The organism is Leptotrichia wadei, assembly GCF_007990445.1.
GTDB lineage: Bacteria > Fusobacteriota > Fusobacteriia > Fusobacteriales > Leptotrichiaceae > Leptotrichia > Leptotrichia wadei_A.
Window position 1 is genome coordinate 1,304,947 of record NZ_AP019841.1, and the last position, 19,401, is coordinate 1,324,347.

The 19,401-nt window shown below is 31.2% G+C and carries 16 protein-coding genes; all 16 read right to left on the reverse strand.

Features of this window, described 5'->3' with window-relative positions:
- The 16 genes from radA to era all read right to left on the reverse strand — a co-directional run bounded on the left by radA (position 1) and on the right by era (position 19,388).
- A complete protein-coding gene (radA, locus tag FVE74_RS06170) occupies positions 1–1,359 on the reverse strand; it encodes a DNA repair protein RadA (protein WP_147003712.1) in 1,359 nt (452 codons plus the stop codon).
- 15 nt (positions 1,360–1,374) lie between these two features.
- Entirely contained in the window at positions 1,375–1,866 is a 492-nt protein-coding gene (gene coaD / locus FVE74_RS06175) for a pantetheine-phosphate adenylyltransferase (RefSeq protein ID WP_147003713.1), read from the reverse strand.
- 55 nt (positions 1,867–1,921) lie between these two features.
- The gene (gene rnc, locus FVE74_RS06180) at positions 1,922–2,626 is read right to left on the reverse strand and encodes a ribonuclease III (RefSeq protein WP_147003714.1); all 705 of its coding nucleotides are present in this window, start codon (positions 2,624–2,626) and stop codon (positions 1,922–1,924) included.
- 284 nt (positions 2,627–2,910) lie between these two features.
- The gene (gene fabF / locus FVE74_RS06185; protein WP_147003715.1) at positions 2,911–4,143 is read right to left on the reverse strand and encodes a beta-ketoacyl-ACP synthase II; all 1,233 of its coding nucleotides are present in this window, start codon (positions 4,141–4,143) and stop codon (positions 2,911–2,913) included.
- 213 nt (positions 4,144–4,356) lie between these two features.
- Entirely contained in the window at positions 4,357–4,581 is a 225-nt protein-coding gene (locus FVE74_RS06190) for an acyl carrier protein (RefSeq protein ID WP_018450158.1), read from the reverse strand.
- A 133-nt stretch (positions 4,582–4,714) separates the two neighbouring features.
- Complete coding sequence (gene pdxT / locus FVE74_RS06195) at positions 4,715–5,305, reverse strand: pyridoxal 5'-phosphate synthase glutaminase subunit PdxT (protein ID WP_147003716.1); 591 nt, start codon at positions 5,303–5,305, stop codon at positions 4,715–4,717.
- On the reverse strand, positions 5,305–6,180 hold the full coding sequence (gene pdxS, locus FVE74_RS06200; protein WP_094079532.1) for a pyridoxal 5'-phosphate synthase lyase subunit PdxS: 876 nt from the start codon (positions 6,178–6,180) through the stop codon (positions 5,305–5,307). The genes pdxT and pdxS overlap by 1 nt, the downstream gene beginning before the upstream one ends.
- A 95-nt stretch (positions 6,181–6,275) precedes the next feature.
- Positions 6,276–9,812 (reverse strand): DEAD/DEAH box helicase, encoded by a 3,537-nt coding sequence (locus tag FVE74_RS06205; RefSeq protein ID WP_147003717.1) that lies wholly within the window; start codon positions 9,810–9,812, stop codon positions 6,276–6,278.
- A gap of 33 nt (positions 9,813–9,845) precedes the next feature.
- The gene (locus tag FVE74_RS06210; protein WP_147003718.1) at positions 9,846–10,424 is read right to left on the reverse strand and encodes a GNAT family N-acetyltransferase; all 579 of its coding nucleotides are present in this window, start codon (positions 10,422–10,424) and stop codon (positions 9,846–9,848) included.
- Positions 10,425–10,523: 99 nt separating this feature from the next.
- Entirely contained in the window at positions 10,524–12,200 is a 1,677-nt protein-coding gene (gene lepB / locus FVE74_RS06215) for a signal peptidase I (RefSeq protein WP_147003719.1), read from the reverse strand.
- 241 nt (positions 12,201–12,441) lie between these two features.
- Positions 12,442–12,792, reverse strand: a complete 351-nt coding sequence (rplS, locus tag FVE74_RS06220) for a 50S ribosomal protein L19 (protein WP_018450164.1) — start codon at positions 12,790–12,792, stop codon at positions 12,442–12,444.
- Between the two features lie 213 nt (positions 12,793–13,005).
- Positions 13,006–13,359 (reverse strand): arsenate reductase family protein, encoded by a 354-nt coding sequence (locus FVE74_RS06225; RefSeq protein WP_147003720.1) that lies wholly within the window; start codon positions 13,357–13,359, stop codon positions 13,006–13,008.
- Positions 13,360–13,446: 87 nt separating this feature from the next.
- Positions 13,447–13,848, reverse strand: a complete 402-nt coding sequence (locus tag FVE74_RS06230) for a hypothetical protein (protein ID WP_232053885.1) — start codon at positions 13,846–13,848, stop codon at positions 13,447–13,449.
- Between the two features lie 22 nt (positions 13,849–13,870).
- On the reverse strand, positions 13,871–15,517 hold the full coding sequence (gene sppA, locus FVE74_RS06235) for a signal peptide peptidase SppA (RefSeq protein WP_147004570.1): 1,647 nt from the start codon (positions 15,515–15,517) through the stop codon (positions 13,871–13,873).
- A gap of 829 nt (positions 15,518–16,346) precedes the next feature.
- Complete coding sequence (gene uvrB / locus FVE74_RS06240; protein ID WP_147003722.1) at positions 16,347–18,320, reverse strand: excinuclease ABC subunit UvrB; 1,974 nt, start codon at positions 18,318–18,320, stop codon at positions 16,347–16,349.
- 183 nt (positions 18,321–18,503) lie between these two features.
- Complete coding sequence (era, locus tag FVE74_RS06245; RefSeq protein WP_147003723.1) at positions 18,504–19,388, reverse strand: GTPase Era; 885 nt, start codon at positions 19,386–19,388, stop codon at positions 18,504–18,506.
- Between the last annotated feature and the right edge of the window lie 13 nt (positions 19,389–19,401).

The window sequence follows — 19,401 nt, forward strand, 5'->3', positions numbered from 1 at the left end:
TTACTTTATCCTCTCGACAAGTTCACTTATGTTACTTATATAATTCAATTTTATTTTTGTTTTTTCCTTTTTAAAATCAGCCTGATGGCTTTTTGGCAGGTATACCCCTGCAAATCCCATTTTTTCCAGCTCATTTACCCTATTTTTGATAAATGAAACTTTTCTCACTTCCCCACGTAATCCCAGCTCGCCAATAGCCGCTATTTTCTGACTTATCGGCACGCCTTTTACCGAAGATAGAAGTGAAAAAATTACTGCTAAGTCGGAACTCCTGTCATTTAAATCAATTCCTCCTGGAATATTTATATAAATGTCCTTTGAATTTACATCTACTTTTAAAGAACGTGATAAAACTGCACTTAATATTTCCACCCGATTTTTATCATATCCTTCCACTGTTCTTCTTGGCATTCCAAAATTCGGTGTCCCCAATAACGACTGCACTTCAAATAAAAATACACGGCTTCCTTCAAAAATTGGCACAATAATGCTTCCAATATTTTTTTCATCTCTGTCGCTTATGAAAAATTCAGACGGATTTTTAACTTCGCTAATTCCATTTTCCTTCATATCAAAAATTGAAATTTCATTTGTAGAGCCATAACGGTTCTTTATTGAACGAATGATTCTATAATAGCTATTTTCCTCACCTTCAATCTGCAAAACTGCATCAACCATATGCTCCAGCAATTTCGGACCCGCTAGTTTCCCATCCTTCGTAACATGTCCTACAATATAAAATGCAATTTCATTTTTTTTAGCAATTTCAATGATTTTTAAAGTTGTTTCCCGAATTTGCGTCACACTCCCAGGAATAGAATTTACATTTTCAGAATAAAGCGTCTGAATTGAATCAACTACAACAACTTTTGGCTTATCTCTCAAAATTACACTTTCAATTTTTTCAATATTTGTATCATTTAAAATATACAAATTTTCACTTTTTACATTAACACGTTCTGCACGCTGTTTTATTTGACGTGGCGACTCTTCTCCTGAAACATAGAATACATTTCCAATCTTTGCATACTCCTGCGACAGCTGAAGCAGAAAAGTCGATTTTCCAATCCCAGGACTTCCTGTAATTAGCACAACTTCCCCCTTTATCAGCCCGCCACCCAGCACTCTGTCAAACTCCTCAAAAGGCGTTACCATCCGAAATTCCTTTTCAATTTCAATTTCTGTTATCTTGCTAATGGAAACATCCTGTGACTCCACATCCTTAAAGGTTCTTTTTATATCAATTTCCTCTTCAAATGTTCCCCAGGAATCGCAATTAGGACATTTCCCAAGCCATTTCAACGAACTGTAACCACATTCTGAACATATATATTTAGATTTTCCCTTTTTTGCAGCCATTTTTAGATTCCCCTCTTACTTTTTAACTTTGTCAATTAATCTACGTTCTACATTTTCTGTTACAAAAAAACTCAAATCCCCTTTATTTAAGGCAACTTCCTTTACAAGGCTGGAACTTAAATACAAATATTCCCTTGAAGCAGTTAAAAATACTGTCTCAAATTCACTTTTAGCAAGCGTCTTATTTGTAAGCGTAAACTGCAGCTCATATTCATAATCTGACAATGCACGCAATCCCCTTATCAAAATATTCACATTTTCCTTATACATAAAGTCAACCAGTAATCCATTAAAAATCTTTATTTCAGCTTCTATACCTTCTTTTTTTAATATTTCCTGTATCATTTGAACTTTTTCCTCATCAGAAAACCAGGCTTTTGATTTCGTAGAATTTTTAAAAATACCTATTATTAACTTGTCAAATAAGTTTGAAGAACGCTTTATAATATCAATATGACCCTTCGTTATTGGATCAAAGCTCCCTGGATACAATGCTATTTTTCCCATATTGTTCTCCTGTTTTTATTTTTTTATTTTACCATCGCATTTTATTTTTACTTTTCTATTTTTTTAATTTTGAAAGAGCTTCCTTTGCCGCATGCTTTTCAGCTTCTTTTTTACTTTTTCCAATTCCTATTCCGTGAATCTCATTATTCCAGCTTACAGACATTTCAAAAACTTTATCGTGGTCAGGACCGCTAGTTTTAATTAAATTATATTCAGGCATCTTTCTATATTTCCCTTGTACAAATTCCTGCAGAACTGTCTTATAATCCCCTGTTCCTTCTATTTCTTCCAATTTATTTATTTTTCCAAGTAAAAATTTCAATGCAATATTTTTTGCAGTATAATAATCTGAATCTTTAAAAATCGCACCAATCAATGCCTCAAAAGCATCTCCTAAAATAGATCTTCTATGTCTTCCTCCAGACATAACTTCCCCGTTGCTCAAGTACAGATACTCTCCCAGTTCAAGCTCACTCGCAATAGTTGAAAATACAGGCTCACTTATAATTTGACTTTTTAGCTTTGCAAGTTCCCCTTCCGTCTTCTTTTCATAAAGATCATAAATATACTCAGTCGTTATAAGATTCAAAATTGCATCTCCCAAAAATTCAAGCTTCTCATTGTTAAACCTTCTGCCCTTTTCAATTTCATTGGCATACGACCTATGTGTTAATGCTTCATGCAAATATTCTTCATTTTTAAACTCATACCCTATTTTTTTTATTAATTCACTTACATCTCTATTTCCATTATTTTCCATTCATTTCACCTCCATATTTTTATTATTTTCCAGCAATAAATAAATTATTATAATTTTTACAGTTATTTATTTTAATATTTTATTCTTATAATTCCACCTAATTTATTTTTTGTTATTCCTTTAACTATAATTTTTTTTAGCAAAGAAGGAAAAAATTTATACATAATAAAATATAATTTTATCAATAATCTATTTTTTATTATTACAAGGGGTTAAAAACCCCTTGCCTCATAACGTTTACTTCATTACAGTTATACATATCAAGCTTTTTTATAAATTACTTATTATTTATATTTTCTAAACGCCAGCACAGCATTATGCCCACCAAATCCAAGCGAACTTGACATTCCTACTTCAATATCTCTTTTTACAGGTTTATTTGGCACATAGTCCAAATCACATAACGGATCAGGATTTTCATAATTTATAGTTGGCGGCATAATTCCTTCTGAAATTGCAAGCGCTAAAAATCCAGCTTCAATTCCTCCAGCTCCACCTAATAAATGCCCAGTTGCACCTTTTGTAGAACTTACAGCCAATTTATAGGCATGTTCTCCAAATGCTGATTTTATTGCCTGAGTTTCATTTTTATCATTTGCAGGCGTAGAAGTTCCGTGCGCATTTATATATCCAACTTCTTCAGGTTTGATATTTCCTTGTTCCAAAGCCATTCTGAATGCTCTTGCAGCACCTTCTCCACCATCAGCCGGAGCTGTCATGTGATAAGCATCTCCAGTTTCTCCATATCCTACAACTTCCGCATAAATTTTCGCTCCACGTTTTTTAGCATGTTCCAATTCTTCAAGTATTAATACCCCAGCACCTTCTCCAAGAACAAATCCATCCCTGTCAGCTGTAAATGGACGTGATGCCTTCTTAGGATCAGGATTAGTTGACAATGCCTTTAAATTTGCAAATCCTGCTATTCCAGATGGAGTTACTGTAGCTTCTGTTCCTCCAGCAATCATCGCATCAGCTTTTCCTAATAAAATCGCCTGAAAAGCATCTCCAATTGAATTTGTCCCTGAAGCACAGGCTGTAACAACTGTTTTATTAGGCCCTTTTGCTCCAGTATAAATTGAAGTATTTCCAGAAGCCATATTTAAGATTGCCGCTGGAATATAAAATGGCGACACTCTTCTTGGCCCTCTTGTAACAAGTTTTTCCACTTCCTGCTCAATTACATCCAGCCCGCCAATTCCAGAACCGATAATTACTCCGATTCTATCTGCATTTTCATCAGTAATCTCTAATTTAGCATCTTCCAAAGCCTCTTTTGATGCCGCAATTGCAAATTGTGAAAATCTTGCTATTTTCTTCAATTCTTTCTTTTCAATATAATTTTCAGGCACAAAATCCTTTACTTCTGCTGCAATATGCACTGGATGCTCTGAACTGTCAAATTGAGTAATTTTATCAATTCCACATTCCCCTGCCAATAAATTTTTCCAAGCCTTATCTTTTCCAGTTCCCAATGGAGTTACTAATCCTATTCCTGTAATAACTACTCTTCTCATTAATACACCTCTCATCTTTATTTTTTTATAATTTAAATTTATATTTCTCCCATTTAAATTATGATTTCTGCATTTTAAATGGAGTTTAGTATTAATTCCTAATACTAAATTTATTTTTAATCAATTCAATTTTGTAACAATAAATTTATTTTAACATTTTTTCATTTTTTTTTCAATAAAAAAGGGGGAAGATCCCCCAAAAAGTTTTATGTCTTATTGTTTAGCTTCGATGTATTCCATTACATCTTTAACAGTTTTAATTTTTTGTGCATCTTCATCAGGAATTTCAATATCGAATTCTTCTTCAAAAGCCATGATTAATTCAACTGTATCCAATGAATCAGCTCCTAAATCATCAACAAAAGATGCATCTTCAGTTACTTGATCTTCATCTACACCTAATTGATCTACAACTATTGATTTAATTTTATCTAGCATTATAATGCCACCTCCATATTTATTTTCTAAAATTATTATACCAAATGAATTTAAAAAATGCAACAAAAATTCACTAATATTTAAGTATTATTTTAACTTTTTTTATTTGTATATACATTATTCTATCATTTTTTTATTTATTAGCCCTTTTGCACATCTCAACAAAAAACTCATGTACTTTAAGATTATCATTTAACTCAGGATGATACGAAGTCACAAGAATATTATTTTCCTTAGCTGCAACAACATTTCCGTCGACTTCTGAAAGAATTTCCACATTTTTTCCCACACTTGAAATATACGGTGCTCGAATAAATGTCATTGGAATAACTCCAACTCCTTTAAACTCACTTTCGGTAAAAAAACTTCCAAGCTGTCTTCCATAAGCATTTCTTCTAACTTTTATATCCATTGCTCCCAAATAAGTCCGACTATCATTTTCAATTTCCTTTGCCAAAAGAATTAATCCTGCGCAAGTACCAAATACAGGTAATCCTTCCAAAATAAGTTTTTTTATGTCATCAAATAAATCAAGGTCATAAAGCAGCTTTCCGATAACTGTACTTTCTCCACCTGGAATAATTAACCCGTCAATATCATTATTATTAACAGCATCACTTAAATCAGATTTTTTTCTTATTTCAAATGATTCTATCCCAAGTTTCTCCAGCATTTTTCTATGTTCTGCAAAAGCTCCCTGTAAAGCCAATACACCGATTTTCATTATTTACCTCTTTCAGCCATAAGTAACTTAATTTCATTTTCATTGATTCCAACCATAGCTTCTCCCAAATCTTCAGAAATTTCAGCTAACACTTTTGGATCGTTGTAGTTAGTGACAGCCTTAACTATCGCCTGTGCTCTTTTTACAGGATCTCCTGATTTGAATATTCCTGATCCGACAAATACGCCTTCAGCTCCAAGCTGCATCATTAATGCAGCATCTGCAGGAGTCGCAACACCACCTGCTGCAAAATTCACCACTGGCAATTTACCATTTTCGTGAACATATTTTACTAAATCAAAAGGAACTTGCAATTCTTTAGCTGTAAAATAAAGCTCATCTTCTCTCATATTTTGTATTCTTCTTATTTCCTGATTCATCATTCTCATATGTCTTACCGCCTGTACAACATCCCCAGTTCCTGGCTCACCTTTAGTTCTTATCATTGAAGCTCCTTCAGCTATTCTTCTAAGAGCTTCTCCCAAATCTTTTGCTCCACAAACAAAAGGAACTTTAAATTTTTTCTTATCTACATGAAATTTATCATCGGCAGGTGACAATACTTCACTTTCATCTATATAGTCAATTTCTATCGCTTCTAAAATTTGCGCTTCTACAAAATGTCCAATTCTAACTTTTGCCATTACTGGAATTGAAACAACTTCCTGAATACCTTTAATCATCTTAGGGTCACTCATTCTTGAAACTCCACCCACAGCTCTGATGTCAGCCGGAATTCTTTCAAGTGCCATAACCGCCGCCGCTCCAGCCGCTTCAGCTATTTTTGCCTGTTCAGGAGTGGAAACATCCATTATAACTCCACCTTTTAACATTTGTGCCAAATTTTTGTTCAATTCGTATCTTTCGTTTTTCATAAAATTCCATCCTTTCATTATAAGAAGATTTTTTTCACATATACATTATACTCCTATTTCAAAAATTTTACAAATATAAATTTTTAGATACAAATTTAACTTAAAAGTTCCATCAATTCCTTGTCACTCATTTCAAACAGAACCTTTTCCCCATCTTTGCTTTCCAGCAGATTTTCACTCAATTGACGCTTGCCTTCCTGAATTTTTATAATTTTTTCTTCAATCGTACCTTCTGTCACAAGTTTTATAACCTGCACACTTTTTTTCTGTCCAATTCTATACGCCCTGTCACTCGCCTGATTTTCCACAGCGATATTCCACCAAGGATCATAATGAATTACAACATCTGCCCCGACAAGATTTAGTCCAGTTCCACCTGCCTTTAACGAAATCAGCACCACTTGCCGCTCTCCAGCATTAAATTTATTACAAATGTCAACTCTTTCTTTAGATTTCACATTTCCATCAATATAAAAATACTCAATTCCCATATCTGCAAGTTCCTTCTCAATTTCCTTCAAAGTACCGACAAACTGTGAAAATATCAATAATCTATGCCCATTTTCAGTTATATCTGGCAAAATATCACGTAACACTTCCAGTTTTGCAACTTCCCCCTTATAGTCCTCCTTAAATAAAGTTGGAGAATTACAAATTTGACGCAGTTTTGTCAAAATTGCAAGTATTTTCATTCGATTATTATCATTTTCGTTAAATTTCTTCATTTCACTCTTAGCCTGCTTAATATAAGACATATACAATTGTTTCTGCTCTGTACTTAGCGTTACAACCATATTCGATTCAATTTTATCAGGCAATTCAGTCAGCACTTCCTTTTTTGTCCTTCTTAGTAGAAATGGAGCAATAATTTCACGCAAATTGTTTATTTTAGAAGAATTTGGATTTACGATGGCTTCCTTATAAGTTTTCTTAAATTTTGTCAAGTTATCAAGATAGCCAGGTATTACGAAGTCAAAAATTGACCATAATTCCAAAATGTTGTTTTCAACTGGTGTTCCTGTCAATGCAAAATTTACTTTACTGTTAATTTTCATAACAGCCTTCTTTATTTGAGAAGTTGTTGTTTTTATATTTTGAGCCTCATCCAGCACTACCACATCAAATTCCCTATTTTTATATTCTTCAATATCATTTCTCAATGCTTGATAAGTTGTTATAAGGAATCCCTTCGATCCTCTTGAAATAATTTCTCTTCTTTGACTCGCTGTTCCCTCAACTAAAGTTGGAGTTATTCCAGTAAACTTAATAATTTCTTCCTTCCAGTTATAAAGCAGTGAACTTGGCACAATAATTAATGCAGTGAAATTTCGATTTTCCTGATAGATTTCATTTAATAGCGAAATTGTCTGCAAAGTCTTACCAAGCCCCATATCATCAGCAAGAATCCCTCCAAATCCAATGTCATACATATTCTTCAGCCAGTTAAATCCTAATTTTTGATAAGGAAATAAATTTACCTTTATATTATTTGGCTCAATTTCTTCACGATTTTTTATTTTATGGAACAAATCCTTAAATTCATCTATTTTTACAAGATCTTCCTGAATATTTTTAGAAATTTGAGCAAGCTGAAGAGCCTTTATTTTGGAAATCTTATTTTCTCCAACCTTCAAATTAGAAATAGAATCCACAATTCCAACTAATTCCTCAATACTTTTATTGGCAATTTTTACCAGTTCCCCGCTTGAAAGAGTTATGTACTTCTGTTCATTTTTTATAGCTTCCATTACAATTTCCACATCTTCAGTCTTTATTCCTTCAATATCAAAACTGACATTCAAGAAATTATTTTCAACTTTTTTTATTCCAATATGAACATCAATATTTCGTGCATTTTTTATTTTATTTTCCAAATGAATTTTCACTCTATCTGCATATTTTTTATCAATATACTCTGAAATTTTCCCCAGTCCTTCATAATTTACATTATAAGTTCCTTCAATCATTTCCACATTTGTAATCGAATAACCTTCCACAAGTTTTTTCAACTCTTCAAATATTTTCGCATTTTTTCTAGGAATAAAATATTTCCCATTTTTCTCTATTGCACAAACAGTATTTGATAAATTTACCTTTACAACTTCCTTCTCATCAGTTTCCGATACAAATATATCAATACATCCGTCCTCTTCAACATATTCTGCAATATTAACATTCTCATATCCTAAAACTGCACATAATTTTCTATTGTCCTCATCTGAAAGCTGATTAAACAGCTCTGTATCCAGAAAATCAAATTTTCCAAAAAATCTTTCTTCATTTTCATCCATTTTAAAAACTTTTGTCGTATCATTTGCAAATGTATAAAACGGACTGTTTTCAGAAATTTTTTCAATATTTCTCATTGCAATTCTGTCATTTTCTACAACAAACAAAGGCTCGTAACTATTCATTATCTGTTTAGTTTCTCCCAATAAAACCAGATTTTTCCCCTTTTCCATAGCCGTAAGCAGCTTATTTAAAAGCATTTCATAGACTTTTAAGCCTTTTTTATCTTTGATTCCGCTGTTTATTACACTTTGAATCTCTTTGCTGTATTCATAAATCGCATTGATTATTTTCTGGTTAGTTTCATTGAAAAAGCAGTTTTTCGGACTATATGTAATTTTAGAAGTAACTTCATACTCTTTTTCCTTCACAATAGCCTCAATAAATTTCAAAATATCCTTCACATAATATATTTTCTTAAATCCTGCCTTTATCCGCAAAATATAATCTGGCACATTATTTTCCTGATTATAGTCATACCCATATTTATAATCGCTGTAACTTCCTTCATCAATTTCCACTTCAAGCCGCATTTCCTGCTTTTCCTCATCATCTATATTTTCACTTTCCAGATGAAGATTATAAATTTCGTTAATCTTTTCAGAAATATTTTCCACATTTTCCAATATTTCCTCATTATTTTCCATCTCTTGAAGATCAGCCGTTCCATTTTTCTCTAAAAACTCAACATTCCCAGCCTTTTCTCCATCTTCTCCAAAAACTTCAAAACTAACTTTCTCATTTTTATTTTTTAAATCAATATTTTCCAAATTTTCATTATTAACAAGATTATCCGCCTCCACAGAAGTTCCTTCTGATTTAGCAAAACTTGCCGCATTAAGTTTTTCTTCCCGAAGTTTAACTCTCTGACGTGATTTATTTTTTCCATCGTCTTCAGTTTCCTTCCTTTTAACACTCTTTGCAGCCTTTTCCTTTTCTTTTTTCCGTTCTTCCTTGATTTGAGCCAGTTTTTTATTATCCTCTTCAAAATCATCCTCAAACATCATTTCAATCTCATCAGTCCCAATAACCTTTGAAATCTTTTCTGAATGATCTGCCATCATCCCAAGTGTCACAACATGTTTACAGCAATTCTTTTTATTATTTTTAAAAAACATACAGTCGCAGTTTGCCTCTATAAATTCACCTTTTTTCTGTTCAACTGTAATAGAAGTCTTGCACAAACTATTTTCCTTATATTCTCCTTCCACTGTCATAAAATTCCCGTCAGCAAAAAGTGCAGTTATATTTCCCAGACTTTCATTGTAATATTCCTGCCCAATTACAAAAATACTCGGTGTAATTTGTTTTTTTAATTCTAATGAAATACTCTTTTGTCCCATTTTTCTCCCTTACTTTTATTTATATACTCAAACTTAATAACATTTTACCATTATTACTGCATTCTCATCTTTCCCATAGTAATTTTTCCTTATGGAAATTTTCTCAAATCCAATTTTTTTATAAAGTTTCAGTGCCCTTGCATTTTTTTCATTAACCTCCAGCAAAAATTTATTTTCAGAAAAATCTGTCCCCTCATTTTCCCAAATATTATTTCCTTCCAAATTTTTCCTATCTTCTACCAATTTTTCCATACTTTCAGTCATCAGCCTTTCACCAAAACCTCGCCCTTGATATTCTTTTTTTATCGCTATCTCAAAAATATCCGTGCTCTCTATTGTACCATAAAATACAATATATCCCAACACATTTTTTTCATTTTCCCTATTTTTATCAAAATTTATTTCCCCTTTTTGATTTTCTCCCAAATTTTTATTTTCTTTTCCACTCTCATTTTCTAACTTTTTTACAAAAATATTTTCCTCTCCAAAATTAAATAAGCAGTATATTTCATACTGCTCACCTAACATCATTTCAGAAAAATATTTATCTCCAACTTTATTTTTAAAGTTTTCATTATGAATTTTTACCAATTCATTGACAATATTTCCCATTTTGTTCTCCATTTTTTATTACTTTACTGTTCTTTCCTATATTTGAACTGTTCAATAATCTAATAATAATCACTTACTAAATTTCTAAATAACATTATATTATAATATTCCTATTCTATTTAACGGCCACCATCTTACAAGCAATTCCCCTTTAATTCTAGGCTCAGCCACAAGTCCAAAATATCTGGTATCCTTACTGTTTGAAGTATTATCTCCCATAGCCATATAATAGTTTTTATCAAGTGTTACAGTTTCTCCATTTAACAATTTTTTAAATAATTCATCATTATACTTGAAATCCATAATTGGCATAACCATTTCATTTCTGCCTTCCACTTTTAAAGTGAACGTATAATATTTATTTGTCAATGTATTTCTTGGATCAGCAGTAAATTCATCATCATTTCCAATTATATCCTTAAAGTTCTTATCTGTTTTTATCAATTCTAAAAATTCTTTTCCTGTAATATTTTTAAAACCTTTTCCATCATAATAACTTTCCCAGTCAACTTGCCCAACTAAAGTGCCGTCAGTCGTTTGTCCAAATATTTTGTCAATTACAACGACTTTATCCAGTTTCACTTTATCTCCTTTTTTAGGAATATAAATCTTATTATTCATAAGCAGTCCTTCAGGAAGATAAAGTTTTTGTGGTGTCAATCTTTCCAAAACTTCTGATTTTTTATCATTTAACATTATTGCTCCACCAACAGCCTTAACTTTCTCAGAATTAAATTTATTCATAGCTTCATCGTATTTCTTCATTTCTTCATTAAATTCTTTTCTGCTATTGGCTGTAGTTGGATATTTTGGATCTTTATCAACATTTGCAATTTCAAATTCATTAGTAGTCATTTTCCCTTTTGCAATCTGAAGCGTTGTTCCTGGCTCTCCAACTATTCTTTTCGTATACATCACCTTATCAGTCATCGGCTCTTTAAATGCAATTATCTGTCCAACTTTTGGACTTGAAAAGTGATATTTTACCATATTTGTAAAAACTCTGTCTTTAACTAATATCGTAGGCTCCATTGACCCAGTTGGAATAACATAATTTCCAATATAGAACATTTGAATAACTGCCACTAAAATAACCGCAAGCAGCGCATTGTCAATTCTTGTCAATGCCTTTCCAAATGTACTTTTCTTTCTTTTTTCCTTAGCAATTCTTTCTTCCACAGAAAGACTGTCATTTGGAAATATTTTCTTAAATGTTTCTGAAATATCTTCATTTCTTATCTTTGACTCTGTAACAATTTTTTCTAATTCTTCATTACCTTGTACAGCTTCTTTTAAAATCGACTGTTCTGTAATTTTTTCCACTGATGAATCTCTGAATAAATAAATAAGAATCAATGAAATTACAACATTTATTATCAAATAAATATAAAAATTCGGATCTAAAATATTAAACATCAATTTTCCTAGAAACAACATAATAAGATTCAGTAAAAATACCCATTCATGCTGTTTTCTAAGCACATAAACTATAATATTTACACCAAATACTCCATAAATTCCCCAAACTTTTATCCATATATTTGGATCCTTGCTTTTATCTACAATCACAAAAAATACTGCTGCAACAACCAATGCAACTATTGTAAGCACATTTCCAGCCATAAAATTCCTGTCACTTCTCTCAAGCGAAACTTTTTCCAACGTTTCATCCTCTTTCATTCTTATCCACTGAATAACCTGCTTCTCTCTAATAAAGAAATATAGCAAAAACAGTGTCGCAATAATATAAAAAGCTCCCCATAATAATGTATTCATAATTTTTCCCTCTCCTAAATTTAAATTTTAAAATTATTTATCCTCTTTTTAAAACAAATCAATTATAACAACTCCATCTGTTTTTAAAAAATACATAATCAAACTTCATTTTTCCTAAAATTTTTATTTGCCTGAAATGTATTTAATATAGTAAAAAATCATTTTTTTATTAAATACTAATTTTAAATTTTTATCTTTGTTTTATAAAAAAGAAAAAGCTAGCATTTTGCTAGCCTTGAAGCTACTTTCTAATTTCTTTAATTCTAGCAGCTTTTCCTGATAAGTTTCTCAAGTAGTATAATTTAGATCTTCTTACTTTACCAATTCTCTTAACTTCGATTTTTTCTACTAATGGAGAATTTAAAGGAATGATTCTTTCTACACCGATTCCTTGCGATACTTTTCTAACTGTGAAGTTTTTAGCAACGCTTCCACCAGAAACTCTAATAACTACACCTTCAAAAATCTGTATTCTTTCTTTGTTTCCTTCTTTTACTTTGTAGTGAACAGCAACTGTATCCCCTGCTTTAAATTGAGGTACGTCAGCTTTCAAGTAATTTTTTTCTACTAATTCGATTAATTTCTCTTTCAAGAAATTCACTCCCTTCTTTCTAAGACATTCTTTTTATCTATACCAATTTCACCAATTTAAGAACTTTTTTTGTTATTAAATCTTTCATAAAACTGGTAGCAACAATAAAAGCGGAATATCCATTTATTCAATAACTTATTAAGTTTACCATATTTTGAATCAATTTTCAATACAATTACGAAAATTTTTTTCACTTTTTTAAAATTTTTTAAATTACTTCAACTTTTCAGCCCACTCAGCTTCCTTAAATCCAACCAGTACAAAATCCTTTCCCACAAAAAGCGGTCTTTTCAACACCATCCCATTGCTTGCAAGCAGCTCAAACTGTTCATCTTCCGACATCTCTGCCAATTTTTCCTTTAAATTCATTTGTTTATAAACATTCCCGCTCGTATTAAAAAATTTTTTTAAAGGCAATCCACTTTTTTCATAGTATTTTTTTATTTCCTCCTTCGACGGAGTTTCCTCTACAATATGCTTATACTCGTACTCAATCCCATTTTCCTCCAGCCATTTTACAGCCTTTTTACAAGTTGTGCATCTTGGGTAGCAATATACTTTATTCATGTTTTTATTTCCTTTCATAATTTTTTAATTTTTCTATATATTTTCAAACTGGTCAACAAACTGTCGACTTTTTTCAAATTGGCATCTTTATTTTTTCTTCCACAATAATCCTGCTGAAAAAAATATATGACTCACTATAATAAATATATATCTTTCCTTTTCAGTCGGAACAAAAAATGTACTATTACTATCAGCAAAAACATACTTTATAACAAAATATGCAAATGCCATTATCATTACAACTATATTAATTTTAGGATATTTAAATATTCTTTGTAGCAAAAATCCCAAATAAAATATTAATATTAAAGCCAAAATTAACATTAATGCAAAAACAATATATTCAGATGGATGTATTACTACTGCAAAAATCAATGCAATTCTTGTTAGCATTAGAGGATTTAAAAACTCTTGAATTAATACATATCCTAATATTAGAATAATAGTAACTAATCCTTTCAATAAAAAACTCGATGTTCTATTTTTCATTTTAATTTTGCTCCTTAAACTTTTAAAGTTCAAAATCATTTTCATAATACAGAATCTGATTCACATTCCCTTGTAAAAATTCAATCTTTTCCCTAATTTCTTCAGACACAAACGGCATTTTTATATCTGCCAAAGTTTCCTTCAAAGTCTGCGTCAATTCCACAATTTTTACTTTATATTTATCCAGTTTCAAATCATTTGCCATTGATTTTATACAATCTTCAAGAGTTCCAATTTCATCAACTAAATTGATATTTTTGGCTTCACTTCCAAGCCACACTCTCCCCTGTGCAATTTTTTCAAGTTCCTCATCATTCATTCCTCTGGCTACCATTACATGTTCCTTAAACTCGCTATAAACTTCATTCATATTATGAATTAATTTCTCTTTTGAATCTTCTCCCAATTTTTCAAATGGATTCAGCATATCAAAGCCAGTACCCTTTCCAAATCCTTCCAAATTAACGTCTAACTTTTTCATTGTTCCTGCAACTTCAGGGTACATCATAACAACACCGATTGAGCCTGTTAAAGTGAAATTATTTGCAAATAATTTTTTTCCAGTTGTAGCAATGTAATAACCACCGCTTGCACAAACATCTCCCATTGAAACATATATTGGCACAGTCAATTTTTTAATTTTCTTATATATTTTTTCAGAAACTAAAGCACTTCCACCAGGCGAATTTATCCTTAATACAAGCCCTTTCAGATTCTTTATTTCTTTCAACTCTTCTAATTTTTCACATACATTTTCATAAGTAATATTTTTGTTAGGATTTTTGACATCAATAACACCCTCAAGATTTATCACAGCAATCGTATCTTTTGACTTTTCTTTCTTATCTTTTGACATCACAATATAATCTTCAATCGAAACTGTATCTTCTTTATAATTTATCCCAATCTCATCATAATCAGCAACACCGTCAATCAATTTATATTCCAAAGCCTTTTTCTTCCCAGCAAAAATCAAATTTCCACTCAATATCTCATTTTCAATATCAGTCCCTCTTTTACTTTTTACCAGTTCCACAAAATCTTCAAAAACTTTATCCTTTATATTTTTAATTGATTCTTTTTTCTCTTCCGACATTCTATTATGGCTATATTTTTCTCCAGCCACCTTGTAATCACCGATATGAAGTACATTCATCTTTACCCCAAACTTTTCCAGAAACGACTTCAAATAAAATTCCTTATGCAAATATCCCCTAAAAATCATAGTTGACTGCCTCGTGTCAAACATAAAAATTTTATCCGCAAGCAAAGCCTGTCTATATCGACTTTCCTCAAAAAGCGTCCCTATTGCCACTACTTCCTTATTTTTCCTGATTTTATCAAAAATTTTAGAAATCTCTTCCAGCTGTGAAAGTGTCAAATTCAATTTATCCACATCAATAATTACTTTTTTTATATTCTTATCTTCCGCAAGATTATTTAATCCTTGCAATATTTGATAATACGATAATTTCTCTTTCCCCTTTAATGCAGGCATAGCCACATCTTCCTTTAATTTTTTCACATCAAAAACAACAGTTTTTACTTTTTTTAAAGGCAATTTCTTCTTATTTTTTACTCTAAGAATCTTCTTTACAAAAATTAAACTTAAAATTACACACAAAATAAGCATTATTACTATTTCTAACAACATTTTCAAAATAAACATCATATCAACTCCCTTTTTATACAATTTTTTAACACTCTAAATTCTTAAATTGTTGCAAAATACTTATAATAAATTATTTTTTGAATTTTTATAATTAATAATTATTTTTTATTTTTGATTAATTTATCTGTTATAACCAAAACTATCATGATTTTTAAAAATAAATGTCAATCACTTTTATTTCTTTTCATTTTTTTCAATAATTTTATTACTTTTTCACCCCATAATAGTCCAACTACATAAAATAAATGGCAAATATATGATAAAATATGTGCAAAACCACACTCTAATGCTACTGGACTTTCTGTCGTTTTACAATTAAGTGAATCACAATAAATTAAAAAAAATATTACTAATAATACTATACCTAGCAAAAATTTATTCATGTATTTTAATATAAATTTACTATAATAACCTAGATAAAACATTCCTAAAATCATAAAAAAAGGTAAAAAAAATAATCCAAGAATATTTAATATTAACAAAAATATCCAAAGAAAAACAGGCAAATATAGAACCATAATCTGATAATAAATTGTAAGATAAAATAATAAAATCAAACTTCCAATCAAAAATTTTAATATTTTATTTGTCATTTTAGAATAACCTCGCTTTTTACAGAAAATTGAAAACTTTTTTTCCTGTCATGTGCTTTAAAAGGTTTATCATACACAATTTCTCCCATTTCCCCCTCCAAAAAAAAATTCACTACGCATAGTGGATTAGATAGTCCTGTAATAAAATTACATCTGACCAAGTTATTTTCTATGCATATTATAGTATAGAATTTTTCAATTGTCAATCATTTTTTTAATTAATTTTTTATAATTTACAGTTCAATTAACAACTTCTTCAATTCATTCATTTTATCTCTCAATTTAATAGCTTCCTCAAAATTAAGCTCTTCAGCCAATTTCTTAATCTGCTTATCAAGTTTCTTAATTTCCTTTTCCACATCTTTTTCGCTCTTATACTGCTTGATTGCTTTGTTTGCTTCATTTTCTTTTTCAATTTCATAGTCTACGATTGACTCTGCAATTTCTCTTACAATTGATTTTGGATTAATGTTGTTTTCCAAGTTGTATTTTTCCTGAACTTCACGCCGTCTGTTTACTTCGTCAATGGCTTCCTGCATAGAGCCTGTTATTCTGTCGGCATATAGGATAACGTGTCCTTCTACGTTTCTTGCGGCACGTCCCATTGTCTGAATCAGCGATCTTCTGGAACGTAAATATCCTTCCTTGTCTGCTTCCAAAATTGCCACTAATGAAACTTCTGGAATATCCAGCCCTTCCCGCAGCAAATTTATTCCAACCAGAACATCAAATTCACCTTTTCTCAAGCCTCTTATTATCTCTGTTCTTTCTAGCGTATCAATGTCAGAATGCATATATTTTACTTTTATTCCGTATTCCAAATAGTAATCTGTCAGTTCTTCTGCCATTTTTTTTGTCAAGGTTGTAACTAAAATTCGTTCTTTTCTTGCCGTTCTTGTTTTTATTTCATCCATCAAGTCATCAATTTGATTTTTTGTTTCACGAATGTCGATACTTGGTTCTACAATTCCTGTTGGACGGACAAGCTGCTCTACAACTTCACCATTTGAATGTTCCAGCTCGTAATCGCTTGGAGTGGCTGAAATATATACAACTTGCGGGATTTTTCCAAAAAATTCCTCAAATTTTAGCGGACGGTTATCATAAGCGCTTGGCAATCTGAAGCCATTGTCAATTAATGATTTTTTTCTCGCTCTGTCTCCCTTATACATCCCATTTATCTGCGGAACTGAAATGTGCGACTCATCCAGAAATACGACTAAATCCTCTGGAAAATAATCAATTAATGTATCAGGTGCTTCTCCTTCACTCTTTCCAGTCAAATACCTAGAATAGTTTTCCACTCCTTTACAATACCCGATTTCCTCAATCATTTCCAAATCATACTTTGTTCTTTGCTCAATTCTTTGTGCTTCCAGCAGTTTTCCTTCCTTTTTAAAAAAATGCACTCTTTCTTCCATTTCTTTTTTTATTGATTCAATCATTTTTTTCGTATCTTCAGTAGTTAAATAGTGCGTTGCAGGCATTATTGTAATTCTTTTTATATTTCTAATTTTCTGCCCAGTAAGCGTATTAATTTCCGAAATGCTTTCCAAATCATCTCCAAAAAATTCAAAACGGTATCCTGTATCCTGATAAGATGGATGTAAATCAAGAATATCCCCTTTCACACGAAATTTCCCACGCTCAAAGGCAATATCATTTCTCTCATACCTAAGTGAAATCAGCCTTTTTATAAGCTCATTTCTCTCAAATCCAGTTTCCACATCAATCGGAATTGCTCTCTCTTTATAAGCCTCTGGTGATCCCAATCCATAAATTGCCGAAACTGAAGCTACAATAATAACGTCTCTTCTGTTCAAAAGCGCCGCTGTTGCCGCATGCCGCAATTTATCAATCTCATCATTAATTGAAGAGTCCTTTTCAATATATGTGTCAGTCTGCATAATATATGCTTCAGGCTGATAATAATCATAATAAGATACAAAATATTCAACAGCATTTTCAGGAAAAAACTGCTTATATTCATTGTAAAGCTGTGCTGCAAGTGTTTTATTCGGTGCCATTATCAAAGCTGGACGATTTATTTTTTCAATAACATTCGCAACTGTAAATGTCTTTCCTGATCCCGTAACCCCAAGCAGAATCTGATCCGTAATACCATCTTCCAAGTTTTCCACGATTTTTTGGATAGCCTGAGGCTGATCTCCAGTTGGCTGAAATTTTGAATGTATTTTAAAATCCATTTCTATTTTTCCTCCTTTCAAAAGTTTTTTTGTTGTAAAACATTAAACTTGTTATCAAAATAACTAAATAATTCTATGTCTTTAATTTTTCTTTATAAATAAGTTTTATTGTGATGCTCTATGTTAAGAAATTTTAATATAAATAAGCAATAAAAACAATCACTAATCTAAGAAAATCAAAAATTATTTTATTTTATAACCCATTTCATCAAGAAATTTCTTATTTTTTCTCCACTTCTTCTTAACTTTTACCCATAATTTCAAATTAACCTTCAAATCAATCAGATGCTCAATTTCCCGTCTAGCCTCTATCCCAATTTTCTTCAGCATAGCCCCATCTTTTCCAATAATAATCCCCTTTTGACTATCCCTTTCAACATAAATATTAATATCATATTTTCTAATTGCCGGCTTCGTTTCCACATTAATAATTTCCACAGCTACACTATGCGGAATTTCATCTTTCGTATGATGCAAGATTTTTTCCCTAACTGTTTCCACAACAATCTTATTTACTGGTAAATCTGTGTAATAATCCTCTGGATAAAACCACACATCATTTGATAAATATTTCTTGGCAACTTCAAATATTTTATGAATCCCAATCGCATATTCTGCCGTAAGAGTTATTATTTCATCAAACTCTCCCAATTTTTCACGAATTTCCTTTTTTTTCTCCTCAATTTCCTCATCCGACATTTTATCAATTTTATTAATAACAAGAACAATCGGTGTTTTCACACTTCTCACATTTTCATTGACAAAAATATCCCCAGTCGAAATTTCCTGTGTTCCATCCAGCATAAACATTATTAAATCCACATTTTCAAGCGCTTCTAATGCCACATTAGTCATATGCTCCCCAAGCAAATGCTTAGGTTTATGAATCCCTGGCGTATCTACAAATATAAACTGATTTTCTCCAATATTCACAATCCCCTTTATCTGATCCCGAGTCGTCCCAGCCTTATCCGACACAATCGCAACCTTTTCCTTCACAAGCTTATTCATAAGCGTAGACTTCCCAACATTCGGACGCCCGACAATTGTTATAAATCCTGATTTCATTCCTTCTCCAATT